General features: G+C 44.4%; 20 protein-coding genes. 8 read left to right on the top strand and 12 right to left on the bottom strand.

Features of this window, described 5'->3' with window-relative positions:
- Positions 1-435, bottom strand: a complete 435-nt coding sequence (locus IDJ75_RS07645; protein ID WP_191175043.1) for a TPM domain-containing protein — start codon at positions 433-435, stop codon at positions 1-3.
- Between the two features lie 108 nt (positions 436-543).
- Complete coding sequence (locus IDJ75_RS07640) at positions 544-1,122, bottom strand: LemA family protein (RefSeq protein ID WP_191175042.1); 579 nt, start codon at positions 1,120-1,122, stop codon at positions 544-546.
- A gap of 196 nt (positions 1,123-1,318) precedes the next feature.
- On the opposite strand from IDJ75_RS07640, the gene IDJ75_RS07635 reads away from it, so the two are divergent.
- Positions 1,319-3,610, top strand: coding sequence for a GH92 family glycosyl hydrolase (locus IDJ75_RS07635; RefSeq protein WP_191175041.1), 2,292 nt, complete (start codon positions 1,319-1,321; stop codon positions 3,608-3,610).
- 186 nt (positions 3,611-3,796) lie between these two features.
- Here the strand turns inward: IDJ75_RS07635 and IDJ75_RS07630 are convergent, their stop codons facing one another.
- Entirely contained in the window at positions 3,797-4,366 is a 570-nt protein-coding gene (locus IDJ75_RS07630; RefSeq protein WP_191175040.1) for an RNA polymerase sigma factor, read from the bottom strand.
- Between the two features lie 367 nt (positions 4,367-4,733).
- On the opposite strand from IDJ75_RS07630, the gene IDJ75_RS07625 reads away from it, so the two are divergent.
- The 3 genes from IDJ75_RS07625 (at position 4,734) to IDJ75_RS07615 (ending at position 8,880) form a co-directional block, all read left to right on the top strand.
- Positions 4,734-6,284: an NAD(P)/FAD-dependent oxidoreductase gene (locus IDJ75_RS07625; RefSeq protein ID WP_191175039.1), complete on the top strand. Its 1,551-nt coding sequence runs from the start codon at positions 4,734-4,736 to the stop codon at positions 6,282-6,284.
- Positions 6,285-6,811: 527 nt separating this feature from the next.
- Entirely contained in the window at positions 6,812-8,473 is a 1,662-nt protein-coding gene (locus IDJ75_RS07620; protein ID WP_191175038.1) for a glutamine--tRNA ligase/YqeY domain fusion protein, read from the top strand.
- Positions 8,474-8,598: 125 nt separating this feature from the next.
- Positions 8,599-8,880, top strand: coding sequence for a hypothetical protein (locus IDJ75_RS07615; RefSeq protein ID WP_191175037.1), 282 nt, complete (start codon positions 8,599-8,601; stop codon positions 8,878-8,880).
- A 204-nt stretch (positions 8,881-9,084) separates the two neighbouring features.
- On the opposite strand, the gene IDJ75_RS07610 is transcribed toward IDJ75_RS07615, so the two are convergent.
- The 6 genes from IDJ75_RS07610 to IDJ75_RS07585 form a co-directional block, all read right to left on the bottom strand.
- Positions 9,085-9,921, bottom strand: coding sequence for an N-acetylmuramoyl-L-alanine amidase (locus IDJ75_RS07610; protein ID WP_191175036.1), 837 nt, complete (start codon positions 9,919-9,921; stop codon positions 9,085-9,087).
- Positions 9,922-10,367: 446 nt separating this feature from the next.
- Positions 10,368-10,775 (bottom strand): DUF4476 domain-containing protein, encoded by a 408-nt coding sequence (locus IDJ75_RS07605; protein ID WP_191175035.1) that lies wholly within the window; start codon positions 10,773-10,775, stop codon positions 10,368-10,370.
- Between the two features lie 37 nt (positions 10,776-10,812).
- A complete protein-coding gene (locus IDJ75_RS07600) occupies positions 10,813-11,985 on the bottom strand; it encodes a type II restriction endonuclease (protein ID WP_191175034.1) in 1,173 nt (390 codons plus the stop codon).
- A complete protein-coding gene (gene dcm / locus IDJ75_RS07595; RefSeq protein ID WP_191175033.1) occupies positions 11,978-13,189 on the bottom strand; it encodes a DNA (cytosine-5-)-methyltransferase in 1,212 nt (403 codons plus the stop codon). Before dcm ends, IDJ75_RS07600 begins: the two co-directional genes overlap by 8 nt.
- Positions 13,189-13,422 carry a helix-turn-helix domain-containing protein gene (locus IDJ75_RS07590; protein ID WP_224746535.1) on the bottom strand — a complete coding sequence of 78 codons (234 nt, stop codon included), beginning with the start codon at positions 13,420-13,422 and terminating at the stop codon, positions 13,189-13,191. The genes dcm and IDJ75_RS07590 overlap by 1 nt, the downstream gene beginning before the upstream one ends.
- Positions 13,423-13,478: 56 nt before the next feature.
- Positions 13,479-13,898 (bottom strand): very short patch repair endonuclease, encoded by a 420-nt coding sequence (locus IDJ75_RS07585; protein WP_191175032.1) that lies wholly within the window; start codon positions 13,896-13,898, stop codon positions 13,479-13,481.
- A 468-nt stretch (positions 13,899-14,366) separates the two neighbouring features.
- Here IDJ75_RS07585 and IDJ75_RS07580 point away from each other — a divergent pair, with 468 nt between their 5' ends.
- Positions 14,367-14,945: a C40 family peptidase gene (locus tag IDJ75_RS07580; protein ID WP_191175031.1), complete on the top strand. Its 579-nt coding sequence runs from the start codon at positions 14,367-14,369 to the stop codon at positions 14,943-14,945.
- A 76-nt stretch (positions 14,946-15,021) separates the two neighbouring features.
- Here the strand turns inward: IDJ75_RS07580 and IDJ75_RS07575 are convergent, their stop codons facing one another.
- Positions 15,022-15,387, bottom strand: coding sequence for a CoA-binding protein (locus IDJ75_RS07575; protein ID WP_191175030.1), 366 nt, complete (start codon positions 15,385-15,387; stop codon positions 15,022-15,024).
- A 278-nt stretch (positions 15,388-15,665) separates the two neighbouring features.
- Here IDJ75_RS07575 and IDJ75_RS07570 point away from each other — a divergent pair, with 278 nt between their 5' ends.
- The 3 genes from IDJ75_RS07570 to IDJ75_RS07560 all read left to right on the top strand — a co-directional run bounded on the left by IDJ75_RS07570 (position 15,666) and on the right by IDJ75_RS07560 (position 16,983).
- A complete protein-coding gene (locus IDJ75_RS07570; protein ID WP_224746534.1) occupies positions 15,666-16,241 on the top strand; it encodes an RNA polymerase sigma factor in 576 nt (191 codons plus the stop codon).
- A 21-nt stretch (positions 16,242-16,262) separates the two neighbouring features.
- A complete protein-coding gene (locus IDJ75_RS07565) occupies positions 16,263-16,652 on the top strand; it encodes a hypothetical protein (protein ID WP_191175029.1) in 390 nt (129 codons plus the stop codon).
- Positions 16,653-16,767: 115 nt separating this feature from the next.
- On the top strand, positions 16,768-16,983 hold the full coding sequence (locus tag IDJ75_RS07560; RefSeq protein WP_067063431.1) for a hypothetical protein: 216 nt from the start codon (positions 16,768-16,770) through the stop codon (positions 16,981-16,983).
- Positions 16,984-17,027: 44 nt separating this feature from the next.
- On the opposite strand, the gene IDJ75_RS07555 is transcribed toward IDJ75_RS07560, so the two are convergent.
- On the bottom strand, positions 17,028-17,513 hold the full coding sequence (locus tag IDJ75_RS07555) for a DinB family protein (RefSeq protein WP_191175028.1): 486 nt from the start codon (positions 17,511-17,513) through the stop codon (positions 17,028-17,030).
- Between the two features lie 92 nt (positions 17,514-17,605).
- Positions 17,606-18,523: a DUF6607 family protein gene (locus tag IDJ75_RS07550; RefSeq protein ID WP_191175027.1), complete on the bottom strand. Its 918-nt coding sequence runs from the start codon at positions 18,521-18,523 to the stop codon at positions 17,606-17,608.
- Positions 18,524-18,615: the final 92 nt, after the last annotated feature.

Below are 18,615 nucleotides of genomic sequence, written 5' to 3'. Positions count from 1 at the left end.
TTAATTGCCATCCATAAAGGCGATATCGTCGGGCAGTTCGTTCTTATCGTTAAGCAGGTGGGGGAAGTATTTTTTTAACTGTTCGCCGGCCTGTGTAATGCCGGTAACAATACCTTCAACCAGGTTGCCGTATTTAAAATGGCTCAGCATGGCCTCTTTGGTGCTATCCCAAAAATCAGCCGGCACAACGCTGTTTATACCCGCATCGCCAATAATGGCAAACTTACGGTCAACAGTGGCTACATAAATAAGTACGCCGTTGCGCAGTTTTGTTTTATGCATTTCCAGTTGTGCAAAATACTTGGCGGCGCGGTCAAGCGGGTTGTCGCTGCATGTTTTTTCCATGCAAACGCGTATCTCGCCCGATGTGCTTTTTTCGGCAGCGGCAACAGCCTGTTGTATGCGCTGCTGTTCGTCTTCGGTAAATACGGACATCTGAAATTAATTAGTGATTTGGTGAATTTTTTAATTAGTGATTTAAAGGATAAGTTAGCGAATAAGCGACCCTCAAATCACTAATTCGCTAACTCAATAATTCATTAATTAAAACTGAACTTTGGGTGCTTTATCAGAACCTGCTTCGCTCTGGAAGTAGCCTTTTTCGGAAAACCCGAATAATTTGGCAGTTATATTGGCCGGGAAAGTGCGGATCTTGCTGTTATAAGCCTGTACCGATTCATTAAAATCGCGGCGTGCTACAGAGATGCGGTTCTCGGTGCCTTCCAATTGCACCTGTAAGCCCCTGAACGCTTCATTAGCCCTAAGTGTAGGATAGTTTTCTGATGCTACCAATAAGCGGCCTAAGGCAGTACTTAACTGGCCTTGCGCCTGTTGGTATTGCTGTATAGCTTCGGGGGTTAACTTGGTTGGGTCAACCTGTATGGAGGTAGCCCTTGCGCGTGCATTGGTTACTTCGGTTAATGTTCCTTTTTCAAAATTAGCTTCGCCTTTTACGGTTGATACCAGGTTAGGGATCAAATCGCTGCGGCGTTGGTACTGGGTCTGAACTTCGCCCCATTTACCTTTTACATTCTCGTCAGACTTTACCATGCCATTGTAACTGCAGCCACCCATCAGGGCTAATACTACAACAACAGCTATTACGATCAATAAATTTTTCATTTGTGTTTGTTTGTTTATGGTGATGTGAATTTACGAATTAGATTACAAAACGCATACCGTTGTTACAAATGGTAACATTTACGCCATAATGGCAATAATTGGCTGTGTAAATGTAATTAAATACAGCTTACATGGTATATGATTTTATATTTGCATGCGTAATACATTTACTGATAAGCATTATTAAGTCCCTTTAATGAATAAAATATTTGCCGCCCTTTTAATTTGCACCGGCCTGCAGGCAGCCGCGCAAAACACCCCTCACGAAAATTTAGTGCAATACGTAAAGCCAATTATTGGCACGCAACGCATGGGCCACACCTACCCGGGTGCAACTGTTCCCTTCGGGATGGTGCAGCTAAGCCCCGAAACCGATACGGCCAGTTATGAGCTTAACGGGAAGTATAACCCCAAGGTTTATGAATATTGTGCAGGCTACCAGTACGAGGATAAAACTATTGTAGGGTTTAGCCACACACATTTTAGCGGTACAGGCCACTCTGATCTGGGTGATTTTTTAATTATGCCAACTGTAGGACCCTTAAAATTAAACCCCGGCGTGGCAGATGTACCCGGCAGCGGTTACCGCTCGGCATTTTCGCATGCTAATGAAGTAAGCGCGGCTAACTATTACAAAGTAAAGCTTGATGCATCAAACATCACTGCCGAGCTAACCACCAGCGCACGCGTTGGTTTCCATCAGTACACCTTCCCTAAATCAGACCAATCGCACGTGATACTTGACCTGATGGCAGGCATCTATAATTATCCTGACAAAACCGTTTGGACATACGTGAAACTACTGAACGATAGTACGCTGGTAGGTTACCGCCAAACCAACGGCTGGGCGCGTACCCGTACTTTGTACTTTGCCATGGCGTTCAACAAAAAATTCATTCAGCATGGGTTTAAGAAATATGATAAACGCGAAGTTTACGGCGGTTTTTGGGGCAAGTTCAATCAATCAAAAAACTTCCCCGAGATAGCCGGTAAGCAGATCCGTGCTTACTTTGATTTTAAAACCGAAGAAGGCGAGAAGATCAAGATAAAATTTGCCCTGTCGCCGGTGAGCATGGATGGCGCCTTAGCCAATATGCAGGCCGAAGCTCCCGGATGGGATTTTGATAAGGTAAAAGCCGACGGACAAAAGCTATGGGAGACCGAATTGGAAAAAATCACAATTAATGCGTCTGTAGAGCGCAAACAGGATTTTTATACCGCCATGTACCACACCATGATAAACCCAACCGTTTACATGGATGTTGACGGGCAATACAAAGGGCTCGACCAAAACGTGCACAAGGCTGATGGGTTTACCAACTATACCACTTTCTCGTTATGGGATACCTACCGTGCGCTGCACCCGCTGTTTAACATTATACAACCGCAGCGCAATGCCGATATGGTAAGATCAATGCTGGTACATTTTGACCAAAGCCCGGAGAACATGCTGCCGGTTTGGAGCAACTCGGCAAACGAGAACTGGTGCATGAGCGGTTACCACAGCGTTGCTGTTTTGGCTGATGCCGTTGTTAAAGGCAATGCCCCGTTTGATGCCAATAAAGCTTTAGATGCCGCAGTTACTACCGCCCGCCACCGCAGTTACGAAGGCATTGGCGAATACATGGATAAAGGCTACATCCCTGATGAAAAAACAGGCGTATCGGTATCAAATACTTTAGAGTATGCTTATGATGATTGGGCTATTGCACAGATGGCAAAAAAGTTGGGTAAAACAGATATCTACAACGAATTCATCAAACGCAGCGAGAACTACAAAAATGTGTACGATGATAAATCGGGCTTTATGAGGCCGAGAAAAGCGGATGGCACTTTCCGCGCCAAGTTCGACCCGTTAAGCACCATTAACGAAGGCTTTATTGAAGGTAACGCCTGGAATTATACCCTCTTCGTTCCGCAGGATCCAACCAGCCTGATCAAACTGATGGGGGGCAACAAGCGTTTTGTAGGTTATCTCGATTCGTTGTTCACCATGAACCTGCCCGATAAATACTTTGCCGAAACGGAAGATATTACCCGCGATGGTATCATTGGTAACTATGTGCATGGTAACGAACCATCGCACCACGTGGCTTACCTGTACAACTGGACAGACAAGCCATGGAAAACACAGGAACGCATCCGCATGATATTACCACGTATGTACAAACCAACACCTGATGGTTTGGGTGGCAATGACGATACCGGCCAAATGAGTGCCTGGTATATCTTCAGCTCGATAGGTTTTTATCCCGTAGCGCCGGGCTCGGTTGATTACTCGATCGGCAGCCCATCGGTAAACAATGCAACCATACAGGTTGGTAATGGTAAAACGTTTACGGTGAACGTAAAAAACCAAAGCGAGAAGAATGTTTATGTGCAGAAAATGACACTGAATGGCAAGCCTTATAACAGCCTAACTATTACCCACCAGGATATTATGAATGGCGGCGAACTGGTGTTCTATATGAGCAGCAAACATCGTTAGAGAATAGTGATTGGTGATTAGTTGAACGATTGAATATCGGACACTGAACTCTGAATAAAGAATATTGAATGATAATTGAAAGGTGGGTAGCGAAAGTTGCTCACCTTTTGATTTATTGATTAACCTGGCGGGCTTGCCAGCGGGTAATCAATAAATCATGTGAAGTAGGTTGGTAACGGGGCTTTATTACCCAGCCATGCAGTGGCGCTCTCTTACAGCTAAGCTGTTCAGTTTTTCTTTAAGGATAGTGCGGGCGCGGTGTAGGGTAGTGCGCGATAATAGTTCGCTCATACCTAATTTGCTGCCAATTTCCTGGTGAGAGAAACCTTCTATAGCGTACAGGTTAAATACCGAACGGTAAGTAGCGGGTAACTCCTGTACCATGTTCATCAGGTCGCGGGCTTCAAGGCCGTTATCGTTATAGCTGCTGCTAACGGGGATGTTTTGTTCGGCAAAATCATCAATCAATACCATGCTTTTTGCTTTACGGTAGCGTGATATGGCGCTGTGTACCATTATCCGGCGGATCCACCCTTCCAGGCTGCCTTCGCCACGGTAGTTCTCCATGTTTTTAAACATCTTGATAAAGCCTTCCTGCAGGATGTCCTGTGCTTCGTCTTTATCTTTCGCATAGCGCATGCAAACCGCAAGCATTTTTGGCGCTAAAGCTTTGTATAATAATTCTTGTTGCTTTCTGTCGTTACGCATGCAACCTTCCCAAAGTGTTTGTAAGCGGTTATCAACGGTAGTCATCATCTTATTGTTTTTTAATCTACAACACCCTATGCCAAAATACAGCCGCATTTTTAATTTGCTGATAATCAGTTAAATAATTTTTATCTTGTTTTAAAACTGTACGATAGCGGACGGTCAACCGTTCTGTACCGTACGCCCGTAAGTGTATGTTGTACACTATGATTGCACGTGGCTTTTTAGGCTTTAACCACAGAGGGCACTGAGGTTTTCACAGAGTTTGATTTCAATTAATAAATAAACACTCTGCGTACTCTGTGCTAACCAGTCAAGCTAATTCTCCGTGTCCTCTGTGGTTAAACAATCACACAAACAGCCCGCTTAAAATATTATCTTTGCACCATCCGGGATAAAAACCCGGCATCACATTATGATAAAAGAAGCAGAAATTGTTTGCCAACCCGGGCAACAGGAAGATGAAGCAATTTTAACAGGTCTGGTATCTGCCGCCGTTAACATTCCGCAAAAAAGAATAACCGGCATTAAAATATTAAAGCGCTCGATAGACGCGCGTGGCCGCAAGGTATTGTACCGCATGCAGGTACGCATATTTATAGACGAGCCTGTACAAACCGAGATCTACACCCCTCAATATAAAAACGTAAAGGACGCCTGGCGTGTTATCATTGTTGGCGCCGGCCCGGCCGGGATCTTCGCTGCCCTGCAATGTATAGAGCAGGGATTAAAACCTGTAATATTAGAGCGTGGTAAAGACGTAAAACAACGCCGCCGAGATCTGGCTAACATCAACAAACAAGGCCTGGTAAACCCCGAAAGCAACTACTGCTTTGGCGAAGGCGGGGCAGGCACCTACTCGGATGGCAAGCTTTATACCCGCAGCACCAAGCGCGGCGATGTGAATGGCGTATTAAAAACCTTTGTGGCCCACGGCGCTACCGAAGATATTTTGGTAGATGCCCGCCCGCATATTGGTACCAACAAGCTGCCGCAAATTATCACCGCCATGCGCGAAAGCATTTTGGAAGCAGGCGGCGAGGTGCTGTTTGATACAAAAGTTTCGGCATTATTAGTTGAGTTTGGTAAGATAAAAGGCGTGCAGCTGGCCAACGGCGAAAAGCTATTAGCCGATGCCGTGATATTGGCTACCGGCCACTCGGCGCACGATGTTTTCAGGATGCTGCATAGTCAGGATATATTGATTGAGGCCAAACCCTTCGCTTTGGGTGTGCGTATTGAGCACCCGCAGGAAATTATTGACCGCGCCCAATACCATTGCGAATACCGTGGCCCCGACCTGCCGCCATCTTACTATAATTTAGTGGAGCAGGTAGAGGACAGGGGCGTGTTTTCCTTTTGCATGTGCCCTGGTGGTATCATAGCCCCCTGTGCCACTGCTCAGGACGAGATCGTAGTTAACGGATGGAGCCCGAGCAAACGTAACAACCCCTTCGCTAACTCGGGTACTGTAGTGCAAATAAACATGGAAGATGTAAAAGGCGATATGAACGACCCTTTCCGGATGCTGAACTTTCAGCAGCAGGTAGAGCATCTGGCCTTTAAAGCCGGTGGCGGTAACCTGGTTGCCCCCGCACAGCGCATGGTTGATTTTGTGGAAGGCCGGGTATCTGTCGATCTGCCAGAGAACTCGTACCTGCCCGGTTGCAAAAGTGTAGACCTGAAAGAGGTACTACCTCACTGGATCCACAACCGCCTGCGCAAAGCGCTGCCTGCCTTTGGCCGTAAGATGAAAGGCTACTATACCAACGAGGCGATATTGGTAGGTGTAGAATCGCGCACATCATCGCCCGTAAAAGTGCCCCGCGATAGGGAGACTTTTCAGCATCCGCAGGTTGCCGGGCTGTTCCCTTGCGGGGAAGGCGCAGGATATGCTGGTGGGATTATCTCCGCAGCTATTGATGGGGTTAATTGTGCTGATGGGGTGGTTAGGTATTTTGGATAATCTCTCCAATGCGTTAAATAACTATGTCATTTCGAACGAGCGTAGCGAGGAGAAATCTTCTACAAGCAGTAAGTAATCGCCATGCAATTTCGCAGCGCGTCATTGCGAGGAACAAAGCAGTCTATTTAGGACGTATAGAAATTACGCTTGTTTCTGTATCTCTCATGCTAAGTGTACCACTGTATTAATCCGCCGCTCATTACCGCGGAGGCTACTTTTTCTCTTGATAGAAAGAAGCAAAGATCAAGACAGAAAAAAGCTTCCCCGCACAGGCCTTTACCTTTGGCCCGCTTTTCTGTCAGGCCGCCGCTCGTTCATTGCCTGTCCTAAATCGTGGTAATCAGGAAAATCCTACGAAATCAAGGTTCAGACACCCGCGTTAGGGATTGCAGCGGATACCGGCCCTGCGCCTAAGGCCTGTGCAGTATGAGCGGAAAGCCCGGGCCGCAGGCAACGCCATAAAACGGTATCAGTTACTGCAATATCGTTACCCATCCCCTCTAAATTTTTCCTATTTTTGCTTCATCATGAGCGAAGAAAGATCACTGAACTTTATAGAGGAAATTGTTGAAGAAGACCTGGCCGCCGGCAAAAACGGGGGTAGGGTGCTTACACGTTTCCCGCCCGAGCCTAACGGTTACCTGCATATTGGCCACGCAAAATCCATATGCCTTAACTTTGGCCTGGCAAAAAAATATAACGGCAAAACCAACCTGCGTTTTGACGATACCAACCCCGTAAAAGAAGACGTAGAATACGTTGACAGTATAAAAGAGGATGTAAAATGGCTGGGTTTTGACTGGGCCGAAGAGCTTTACGCGTCTGATTATTTCGACAAGCTGTATGAGTTTGCCGTTACACTGATAAAACAAGGGATGGCTTATGTTGACGATAGCACAGCTGAAGAGATAGCTGCCCAAAAAGGTACGCCAACCGAACCGGGTAAAGGTAACCAATACCGCAACCGCAGCGTGGAAGAGAACCTGCAACTATTTGCGGATATGAAGGCTGGTAAATTCCCTGATGGTGCTAAGGTTTTGCGCGCCAAAATTGACCTGGCATCGCCAAATATGCTGCTGCGCGACCCATTGATGTACCGCATTAAGCATGCCCACCACCACCGCACCGGCGATGCATGGTGCATTTACCCGATGTATGATTTTGCACACGGACAAAGCGATGCCATTGAGGAGATAACCCACAGTATTTGTACGCTGGAGTTTGTTCCGCACCGCCCGTTGTATGATCTGTTTATCGAAAAACTGAACATCTTTCCGAGTAAGCAATACGAGTTTGCGCGTTTAAACCTCAACTATACTGTAATGAGCAAGCGCAAGCTGCTGCAACTGGTAGAGGAGGGGCATGTTGATGGATGGGATGACCCGCGCATGCCTACCATTAGCGGCCTGCGCCGCCGTGGTTATACGCCTGCCAGCATCCGCGAGTTTTGCGAACGCATTGGTGTGGCCAAGCGCGAGAACATGATTGACGTTGGTTTGCTGGAGTTCTGCATTCGCGAGGACCTGAACAAAACCGCATGGCGCCGTATGGCCGTGCTTGACCCGGTTAAACTGATCATTGATAACTACCCGGAAGGCCAGAAGGATGTTTTCCATGGAGAGAACAACCCGGAGGTTGAGGGTGGCGATGGCAGCCGCGAGTTTCCGTTTAGCCGCGAGCTTTGGATTGAGCGCGACGACTTTATGGAAGAGCCAACCAAAAAATATTTCCGCCTGGGTATTGGCCTGATGGTAAGGTTAAAGAACGCTTATATTATAAAAGGCGAAAGCATTGAGAAAGATGCCAACGGCAACATCACCGCCATACATTGCTCGTACATTCCCGAATCCAAAAGCGGGAACGACACCAGCGGCATCAACGTAAAAGGTACCATACACTGGGTGAGCGCCGACCATGCCAAAACTGCCGAAGTGCGCCTGTACGACCGCCTGTTCCAGGTGGAAGACCCGAGCAACGAGGATGGCGATTTTAAGGATTACATAAACCCTAACAGCCTGCAGGTATTAAAAACCGTTTATGTTGAACCCGACCTTGCAAACGCAAAGCCCGGTACACCAGTGCAGTTTATGCGTAAAGGTTATTTTACTTTAGATAAAACCTCGACGCCCGATAACTTGGTGTTTAACCGTACGGTTACGCTGAAGGATAGCTGGGTTAAGAAAGGCTAAAGCTGAACGGTAAAAGCTAAAGGGCGAAGGGTTTAAAATTCTTCGCCCTTTTTTGTACTATTATTGTTGCAGATAAAAGTTTAAGAGCTGTTAAACCCGTGCTATTATTTAGCGCTCTTACTGATATGAAAAAATTATTCCTACCCTTATTACTCATATTGCTGATGGGCTGTAGCATGCCAAAGATGGTTGTTATAAACATGTCTGAAGATGAATTTAAAAAAGAACATGAAGGCGCCAAAGTGGTAGAGCTATCCGAACGGCGCACTGTTTATTATCAGTCTTTCGATGGCCTGCACGGAGGTGGGGAGAAATTCTATTATTTTAAAAATGGCAAGCTTGTTTTAATGGACGAAGGGTTTCACCCTCTCGGAGCAGCCTTACCGGTGCCTACTCCCGAGCGGTAAGCTCGCCCCCAGCCCCCTAACCCATCATCACGGAGAAGCTATTGGGCAGCTCAATCCCTCCTTGGGGAGGGGCGCGATGGTCTGTGTAGTAGCAGGGAGGGGTTTATACGCGAAGCATATCGCATAAACCCCTCCCTGCACCCTCCCGTTGGGAGGGAATCGCACTGGCCGATATTTTTAAAATTATTCCTGTCCTTTGATTGATCAATACTTTTTATAAACGTTAAACAACACATCCAGATCAAACTGGGTTAACGTGGTGGAGTCTTCGCGCTGCACAAAGTGGCGTTTAAATGCGCCGATGGCGGCGGGAAGGTTGCGGGTATCGTAGCCAATCAGTCGCAGGGCGGTGGCGCTGTCAAAGTTGGCGGGTGCGGGTACAATAATAATGTCGGAGTAATAACCAAAACCTTTGTTTGCAAGCAGCTCCCAGGGGAAACGGATACCCGGGTCGGGTTTGCGGCCCGGGGCAATATCGCCATGGCCAATAAAGTTTGCAGTAGGGATGTTATAATCCTTTTTTAGTTTGGCCAGCAGTATCAGCAGGCTGTTCATTTGCGCCGTGCTGAAAGGCTCGTTGCCTTTATTATCCAATTCGATACCTATCGAGCAGCTGTTCATATCGCTGATGGTGCCCCATTTGCTAATGCCTGCATGCCAGGCGCGCATATAATCGTTAAGCATGTGTATCACTTTGCCATCCTTGCCAATTACGTAGTGCGCGCTTACCTGTGGTTTTACTAAAGTGAAGGTACGCAGCGTTTGCCCCACCGAATCCTGTGCGGTATAGTGGATAATAACATAGTTTGGCTTGCGCAGGTTAAAGTTAACCGTGCCCACCCATTCCGACGGGATGGGGCTGCCCAGGCTATCCGTTAACATAGCGGGGTTCTCGGCCAGTAAAGTTTGGCTCAGCGAATCGGCATGCTGGCTGTAAACCTTATTGGTAGCAGCATAACGGCCGGGGATAGTCTTTAGCTTTTTAGAACAGGAAGATATAATGGCTGCGGCAAAAAGCAGCAATAGCAGGCGTTGTTTCATAGTTGATGCTAAAGTAGCAAATTTTGTGCCTTGATGTGCGGTATCGCTTAACCTCGCGTCTTAACCACCCTGTCATTTCGAACGAGCGTAGTGAGGAGAAATCTTCTACGAGCAGTAAGTAGTGAATATATTGGTTCGCTATTAATATCGCCGCTCAGTCGCCGCGGAGGGCTGTTACTTTGTCTTGATACAAAAGGAAGCAAAACCGAGCGTAGCGAGCTCATGAACGCCCCTTTAATAAAAAAAACAAGTGAATAAATCAAGACAAAAAAATCCTTCCCCGCACATGGCCTTTACCTTTTGGCCCCGGTTTTTTGTCGGGCCTTTACTCGCGTTCGATACTTAGCACCTGAGCCGTTCTGACGAGTAATCCGATGCGTTGTAACATGGGGCGACCATTTTCGTGACGTCACGAAAATGATCCTCAGCGTCGTATAAGGTGTTTTCTACTTGTTCTTCTTATAAAAATCCTCCAGCGCATCCTTATACTCTTCGCGGCTGAATATGTTAACCAGATCAAGGAACGATTTGTAGTTGGTGGTGTACTCAAAAGCATATTTGGCCGCGGCCAGTTTAGAGTCGTCGGTCAGGAACTGGTTCATGAGGGTAGCCAGCTGGTTAATGGTAAGGCCCAATTGTTTATCAGTTAGTTTGGCCTTTATTACCGCAATCTTCTCCTCATCGTTACGCTGTTGCTGCATTTCTTTCAGGATGGCTTTGGCCTGCTCGGCAGTCATAGCTTTTTCCGGGTGCTTGAGTTTTTGGTAAGCCATGGTGGGGGCTATTGGTTTAGCACTTACAGGATTTACCAGCGCGGTGGTTGCGGTTAGCAGGAGAATGGGTAATAGTTTCATTATGGGTTAGGGTTATTGGGATTAAATGTAAGGAGAATCACTTTTGTTTAGAGTTTGTAAACGAAATAAAGCCTTCTAAACTAAAAATCTTTTCCTGATACTCTTTTGGGAAACTACTGATATAAGGCTTCGGGACAACAAGCCTAACTCCTTCTTTATACATTTCATTCAGCTGATTTTTAGAGATTCCCTGTTGAAGTGTAAAGAGGTGTTTTATTTCGATTCTGTCAGCCTCGTTTATAATTTGCCTCCACCGATCTTTACAAGTAGTTTTTGATGCAAGGAAAACTAATTTGGCTTTATCATAATTGTTATCATGATATTGTTTTTTTCCCGGAAATATAAAGTCTGGCTTCTTATAATCTTCCGTAATACATTGCGGTTCGAACTTTAAATCAAAAATCTTAAAAACCTCTGCTAAATGATTTTCTAAAGACTTACCGGCTCTACTTTTTCTTCTATTAAGAATAGTGTTTGCAAAATTGATTAAAGTATCAAGATTATTAAACGGAACATTAATATTCTCGGAGTAAACTTCTAATTCAATTGCTTTGAATAATTGATATTCTGCATTCAACCACTGTAATAAACCTTTGTCAGGTTCAGCAATCACCTTTTTATTAGTTATACCATATGCGGTATTAAAGCAAGTTCTTGAAGTATTAGCTAAATCTATTGTAGATGGGAACGATTTATTTAGAAGGGCAATAAATCCGTTAAAACACCCCAATAGTTTATTTTCAGCACTTACCGATATAGTCTTGTTGATTAATTTATTGGTTTCATTTGACGTTAGATCAAAGGCTGTGAAGAAATCTTCTATATCGTCATCATTACTCAATACATATCCTTCATATTGATCTGCTTCAATATGTGACAAAATAAATAAATCACCTACATTATCATCATTTAAAAAAGGGAAGCCTTTGCCAAATCTTGTAAGCCTGTATTCATTTCTCGTACCTGTTCCATAATAAATCGCTCGACTAATAGTATCAAAATCGTTTTGCCATTTAATATTAATTGTTTTGTCCTTGTTCTCTCCTTTAGTCCCGGGAGTATCAAAGAGTAGTTCGGCCGATCCCTTTGGTATGTAAAATCCACTTTGATGTGAGCCTGTTGCGCCCACATCATTTGCAGAAATAAATCGACAAAATGATTTGTTAGCCTTTTGAACAGACAGGATTGCTAATTCGACAGTTTCATTCATGTTGAAGTAATGTTACTATTTCTTTTCCAACGGCTTGAATCAGAGGCGTTACCACCGAGTTTCCAAACTGCTTGTAAGCCTGATTATCCGAAACAGGTATTCTGAAACTTTTATTTCCCTTATTTACAGGATAGCCCTGCAATGCAGCACTCTCATCTGGCGTCAATCTCCTTGGGTTTTTACCAACTTGTGGGATAAGAATTTCTGCACCGTCTTTATAATACCGCGCACTCATCGTTCTACTTATTCCCTCTAAATTTACTAATCCAAAACCAAAGCCGTTACCTTTAGCTTTATGTTTCTTAGCATACTCCTGTAAGTAGTTCCATAACTTATCTGATAAGGTAAATTTGGGATCAACTTCATCTTTTAAAATAGATTTTATAGGATGGTTAGCTTCTGGTAATTTGACTAAATCAAAATCAAATTTCATATCCTCACCGTATACACGTTTATCAAAGCCAACCATTATAGTTCTATCTCGATGTTGGGGTACAAAGTGCTTGCCATTGAGCACCCGATGATCAAATGAATAATCTAAATCAAGGAGGGTCTTTTTAATTACTTTAAATGTATTTCCTTTATCATGGGAAACAAGGTTTTTTACATTTTCGAGAAAAAACGCTTTAGGCCTGTGTTTCTCTATTATTTCGGCCACATGAAAAAAGAGATTGCCTTGTTTCTCATCTTCAAATCCATGTTTCCTGCCTAAACTATTTTTTTTAGATACACCTGCAATTGAAAAGGGCTGGCATGGAAATCCTCCACATAGTATGTCAAATTCCTTGGGGATAAAAGACTTTGTTATTGGTTTTGTTATATCTCCAAATGGAGTTTCACCGAAATTTGCGAAATACGTTTTTTGGGCAAACTTGTCATATTCTGAACTATATACACATAGTCCGCCTAAATTTTGTAGGGCAAGACGAAAGCCACCAATTCCGGCAAATAAATCAATGAATTTGAATTTCTCTTTGCCTTCTTTTGGCCCCGGGAACGGAATGTCGGTTACATCAAAAAGGCTCTTTTGTACAGCTTGATAGAGTAGCTTCGGTTCCTTAAATTCGTCTGGCGCATTTTCAACAATATGGTATGCTTTTTCTTTATAAACAGGGTTTTTAGTGACAACATAATGAGTGAGTACAGCCGAGTCTAATTCATTTGGTAACAAAGGTGAATTAGCTTTTGAGGATTTTAACGCCATTAGTTAGATCCTCCGCTAAAAGCTTCGCTGTTAAAGAAATCTTTTACAGACGCATCAAGTGCACTAATTAACTTCTCAAGATTGATTACAGAAATATTGCGTTTTCCGTTTTCAACCTCGTTTACATAAGTCTTATCTATCTCAGCTTTAAAGGCTAAAGCTTCCTGGGTGAGTTTTAAATTTGTTCGGTATTCCTTTATGCGCAGACCGATTTTCTTCCGAATATCCATCATGCAAGCTATCTCCAATTCGACTATAAGTCAATCGGATATAAGTGAACTTTTGAGAATTATTGAGGAGTAATTGTGACTAATAAATTTGAAAATGTCGCATCAATTGTGGTCTTTTTCAACTCACATTCCCATAGATTAATAATCTTCCAGCCTTCAGCCTTTAGCAAGGTTTCGGTCTTGCTATCAGTAGCAATATTGCCATTAATTTTATTCAGCCACCATTCCGTTCTTGTTTTGGGAACCACATAGTATCTGCATCCCACATGCCCATGCCAAAAGCAGCCATGTATAAAAATTACAGTTTTGTATTTGGGTAATACTATATCCGGTTTACCGGGCATATCCTTTACATGCAGCCGGTAACGGAAACCATTTTTATGCAGAAACTTACGCACCAGCAATTCGGGCTTAGTGTCCTTGCTTTTTATGCGCGACATGTTATAGCTTCGTGTTTCCTTACTGTGTACGTCTGCCATATATTATCAACCTGTAATTTACAGAGTTTGTTTCAGAGTTTAAACCTTCCCGCCCACATCTCCCAAACTCTTGTTCTATTTTACCCCGAATCGGAAAAAACGGGAGAAGCCCAAAATTTTAATCATATAAAATCAATTGTTTAAATAGCCCTATCCGGCTTGCTCCTTCTTAATCCAAACCAAAAGGCCGTTTTAAGGTCGAAAAAGGACGAAAAAAATCCCTGTTTTCGCCAAATCTTGCTACACTCATTTTTGTTCCATTTTACCAAAAAACGGTACAAAATGCATTTTCAATAAGGCGCTGATTGTTAGTCACTAAGGCAAAATCAGTAATATATGTGTTCATCTAATGAAAAGGTCTTGTCAGTATTAATATATTGATTGTCAGGTGTTAATGAATGTTCACGGTGTTCACGTGTGTGAACGTGAACACCGTGAACAAAAGGGGAGCATGGCTGTTCAATCTATATGCGCCAACCTTGTTTACTTACGCTGTTTTTATTGCTTTCCTGCGGCGCGCCCGATAAGCCCACCTACACCATTACGGCTGCGGATACGGTTACAGATTCGGCAGGCCGCAAAACGGTGATCCTGGCACCTACAGATGGCACCGACCAGATGAATAATATCAATACAGGCAAAACCACTGCTGCCGAGCTGATCAGTTTTGCACGTACTTTCCTCGGTATCCCCTACAAATATGCCTCTACTGACCCCAAACAGGGGTTCGACTGCTCGGGCTTTATTACCTATACCTTTAACCATTTCGGCATAGCGGTGCCGCGTACCTCTGCCGATTTTACGGATGTAAGCCATGAAGTGCCACTAACCCAAGCCCGCCCCGGCGACCTGATCCTGTTCACCGGTACCGATAGCAAGGTGAGGATAGTAGGCCATATGGGCATCGTGGTAACCAATCCCGGCGAGGAGCTGCAGTTTATTCACTCCACATCGGGCCGCGACAATGGCGTAACCATATCAGGCATGACCAAAGGTTACCAAAAAAGGTTCGTTAAGGTTATCAGGATATTTCCCGAGTATAAATAAGCAACTTGCCATCCTGAGCTTGTCGAAGGATTTGCGTTCAGTGCTTCGACAAGCTCAGCATGACACAATTATGGGGTTAATATTGGCCTATGCTCAATAGTACCAGCGTGCAGGCGTATTCTGTTTCTATCCCGTTCTCATGGGCCATACGGCGTAGTTCGCTGTTTTCGGTACCGGGGTTAAATATGATGCGTTTTGGCTTTGTTTTAAGTATGTAATCGTACAGATCCTCCTGATGCTGCGGGCCAACATACAGCGTAATGGTATCAATATCGGTATGGATAGTTTCGGGTTTTTCTATAGCCACACCGGCAACCTCGCCGGTTTTTATTCCCACATTAACAATGCTGTGTCCGCTACCTGCTAAACGGTTGGCGGCAAGGTATGCATAGCGGCCAGCGTTAGGCGTGGCGCCAAGTATCAGTGTTTTTTTATTGGCCATGTTATAATAACGTGCAAGATAGTTGTTTGGTTTGCGATTAGCCGTGTGCAGCTTGCTTTTTACATGGTTGTGATTTTATTTTTTACCACAAAGAACACAGAGGAAAATCACAGAGCACACAAAGAATCAATAATAGCTAAATGGGGTTTAATCTCTGTGCCTCTCTGTGAAACCTTCGTGCCCTTTGTGGTTAAAATCCTACAGATGTTTAAAAATTAAAAAATAATTTAAAATGTTTTAAAAGCACAGTCGTCTTTATATTTATAAACAATAAAAAATTGACAGTAGCCGCAATGCCCCAGGATAAAAACAGCCACATCATACAAACAATTGCATCGTATGGTAAAAGCTTGCTGGGCTTTATTCGTAAAAGGGTAAAAAACGATGCCGATGCTGAGGACATTCTGCAGGATGTTTGGTACCAGTTTAGTAATGTGGTGAATGCAGGGCCTATTGAGCAAACCAGTGCATGGCTTTACCGGGTAGCTAAAAACAAGATCATCGACAAACATAAAAAACGCAGCGAAACGCTTATTGATGATATGCTGCCGGCAGGCGATGATGAGGATGACGACGCACCCGATTTTAGGGCTATCCTGCTTACCGAAGCCACCACGCCCGAAACACAGTATCTGCGCAACCTTTTTTGGGAGCAGCTTTTTGTAGCGCTTGATGAGCTGCCCGAAAACCAACGCCAGGTATTTATTTGGCAGGAGCTTGATGATATGCCTTTTGAGGAGATTGCCCAAAAAACCGGCGAAAACATCAACACGCTGGTATCGCGCAAACGGTATGCTGTGCTGCACCTGCGCAAGCGGCTAAAACAATTGTATAAAGAGATAACAGAATATTAAAAAATTTAAGAAAATAAGACAATGAGAAATACATTTTATAAAGGGAGGTTCTTTTTTATCCCGATAGGCGTAGCAGCTATTTTAGCGCTGGTAAGCTTTGTAGTAATGCAGCTTTGGAACAACCTATTACCCGATATTATACACGTTGGCACTATCACCTTTTGGCAGGCCATGGGCATATTTGTTTTGTGTAAAATACTGTTCGGCTTTGGGCCAAAAGGGGGAGGCGGTGGGCCATGGATGCGCCGCAAGCAAATGATGCAGGAGCGCCTTGCCGGCATGACTACCGAAGAGCGCGAGCGTTTTAAAGAGCAAATGAAAAGCCGCTGTGGCTGGGGTGGCCGTGGCCGTAACGACTGGCGCGAGGCTTGGAAAGAAGCCCCGATAGCCGAGAAGGAAACAAAAGAATAAAGATTGATCATAATGTCAGTCTGAGCCTGTCTAAGACTTAGCGTATAAGATGCTTCGACAGGCTCAGCATGACATCGATATAATACATCAACCACACCTACAAAACCCTACTACTATGGACGTGCTGATATTTAAAACAAGTGTTGCCAGCAAACAGGAGGTAAACCGCATCCATCCGCTGTTAACCTCACTGGCCGAGATAAAGCAATACAATTTCGACCTGGAGGATTGCGATAATATATTGCGGATAGTAAGTAATGGGGTTGAGCCGCAAACCATTAACCACATGCTGCAAATAGCAGGGTTTACCTGTGAGGAACTGCCGTATTGATAAATACTTCCCCTAGGAAGGAATCGCACGGGCCTCATTCTTCCTTATCCCCCCACTATCCTGTTCAGCAGTGCTATTTGCCCGCTATGGTAAATATGATGTTGTATTAAACCCTCTATTAATGCTTGGTAAGATACGCCGGTACCCAGTTCCCGGTTACGTTCGTCATTAATGGGTTCGTTCCATTTATCATCAGGGAAATTTTGGATGATTCCGGTAAGGGTAACATTGCTCAACTTAAAATCGGCTATGAGTTGTTTCCATTTGTTTTCATCGGGCGTACCGGGGTCTGGCCAGTCGCCTCCCAAAGGTTCGCCGGCGGTTTGTCCGTCCATTCGTGCGGCAACTTCCTGCGCCCAGCCTAACATGTGCAGTAAAATTCCAGCTATGTTATGTACAGATCCGGGCGGCTTTTCGTAAGCCGCCTCAAAAGATACGCTATCAATGATATCATAAGTAGCCGGGCCGTACCATGGGTCGTGCGCGAGGATCTGGTTAAGGGATGCCTGGAGTTTTTCTGCAATGCTCATAATATTTAAACGTGCGGCACTGTACTTTGGTTTTAAAACAAGAAAGCCGCAACGGATATACGGAGCGGCTTTCTTGCAGGGGGGGACTTTATTTATGAAGCATTAACATAGTTATTGATCACTTTAATGGTTTCTTCTTTGTTTTTGTTAGAGCTCCATTTTTCTTTTTCTGATTTTTCTGCCAGGGCAAACAGTTGCTCATAAAGCAGTTTCCCATCTTTTTTACCGGCTAATTTAATAGTAGCGTTTTTCGCGAATACGGCATCCCATGCAGTGCGTGCATCGGCCCAGTAACCTTGCTGGCTGGCCCACCATTTTTTGGCGTAAGCAAATTTGGCTTCATCAACCTTGGTAAATTCTTCATAGCCCTTTTCCTGGGCTATTATTTTGTCGCCATCGGCACCACGTACTACTTTGTTGTTATCCTGCTCATACATCCAACCGTTTGCGGTTAGGTAAATGCGGTTACCACGGTTCAATACGTTGTAATCGCTGCGTTTGGTAAACTCGCGGCGCGGCAGCGGCGAATCTGTTTTACTTTGCCATTCGTGGCGGCCGTCAACATGTACCCAGGTACCAATGCTCTCGTAACGGGGGCTGTCATCAACCTGGTAAACCTTTTGGATCCAGCGGCCTTTTACATCGGCTGCTTTAAGGGTAACCTTTTTCCAGGTGTTATCTTTTTCATAAGCCAATATGGTTGGCTGCTCATACACCCAATCTTCGCGCCAGTGTTTTATCACCATGCTATCTCCAACAACCAATAAGTGTTGTATCGCTATTTTTTTTGGTGAATCTTCCACTACAATAGCCCACTCATACCCCCATGAATGGTAACGCGGGTGAAACTTATAAGCAGTGTCGGGCGCGAAAGTTTCTGCATAATTAAAGGTTACTTTATAATACCCGGCTAATGACTTGATGGCTTGCCTGTCCTGTTCAAATTTGGATTGGGCAGATACGCTGATTACACTGTTGCAAAGCGCTAAAAAGAATATGATTTTTTTCATTGTGTTTATTTAGATTAAATCTAAACAAAGAAAAGCATTATATTTTATTTTACAATGCGTCAGTAATAAAAAAATCAATTAACTGTTTGAGA

Origin of the sequence: Mucilaginibacter rigui (assembly GCF_014773275.1) — a bacterium.
Taxonomy (GTDB): domain Bacteria; phylum Bacteroidota; class Bacteroidia; order Sphingobacteriales; family Sphingobacteriaceae; genus Mucilaginibacter; species Mucilaginibacter rigui_A.
Note: the sequence above shows the minus strand (reverse complement) of the source record. Positions and strands in the feature narration are given on the sequence as shown.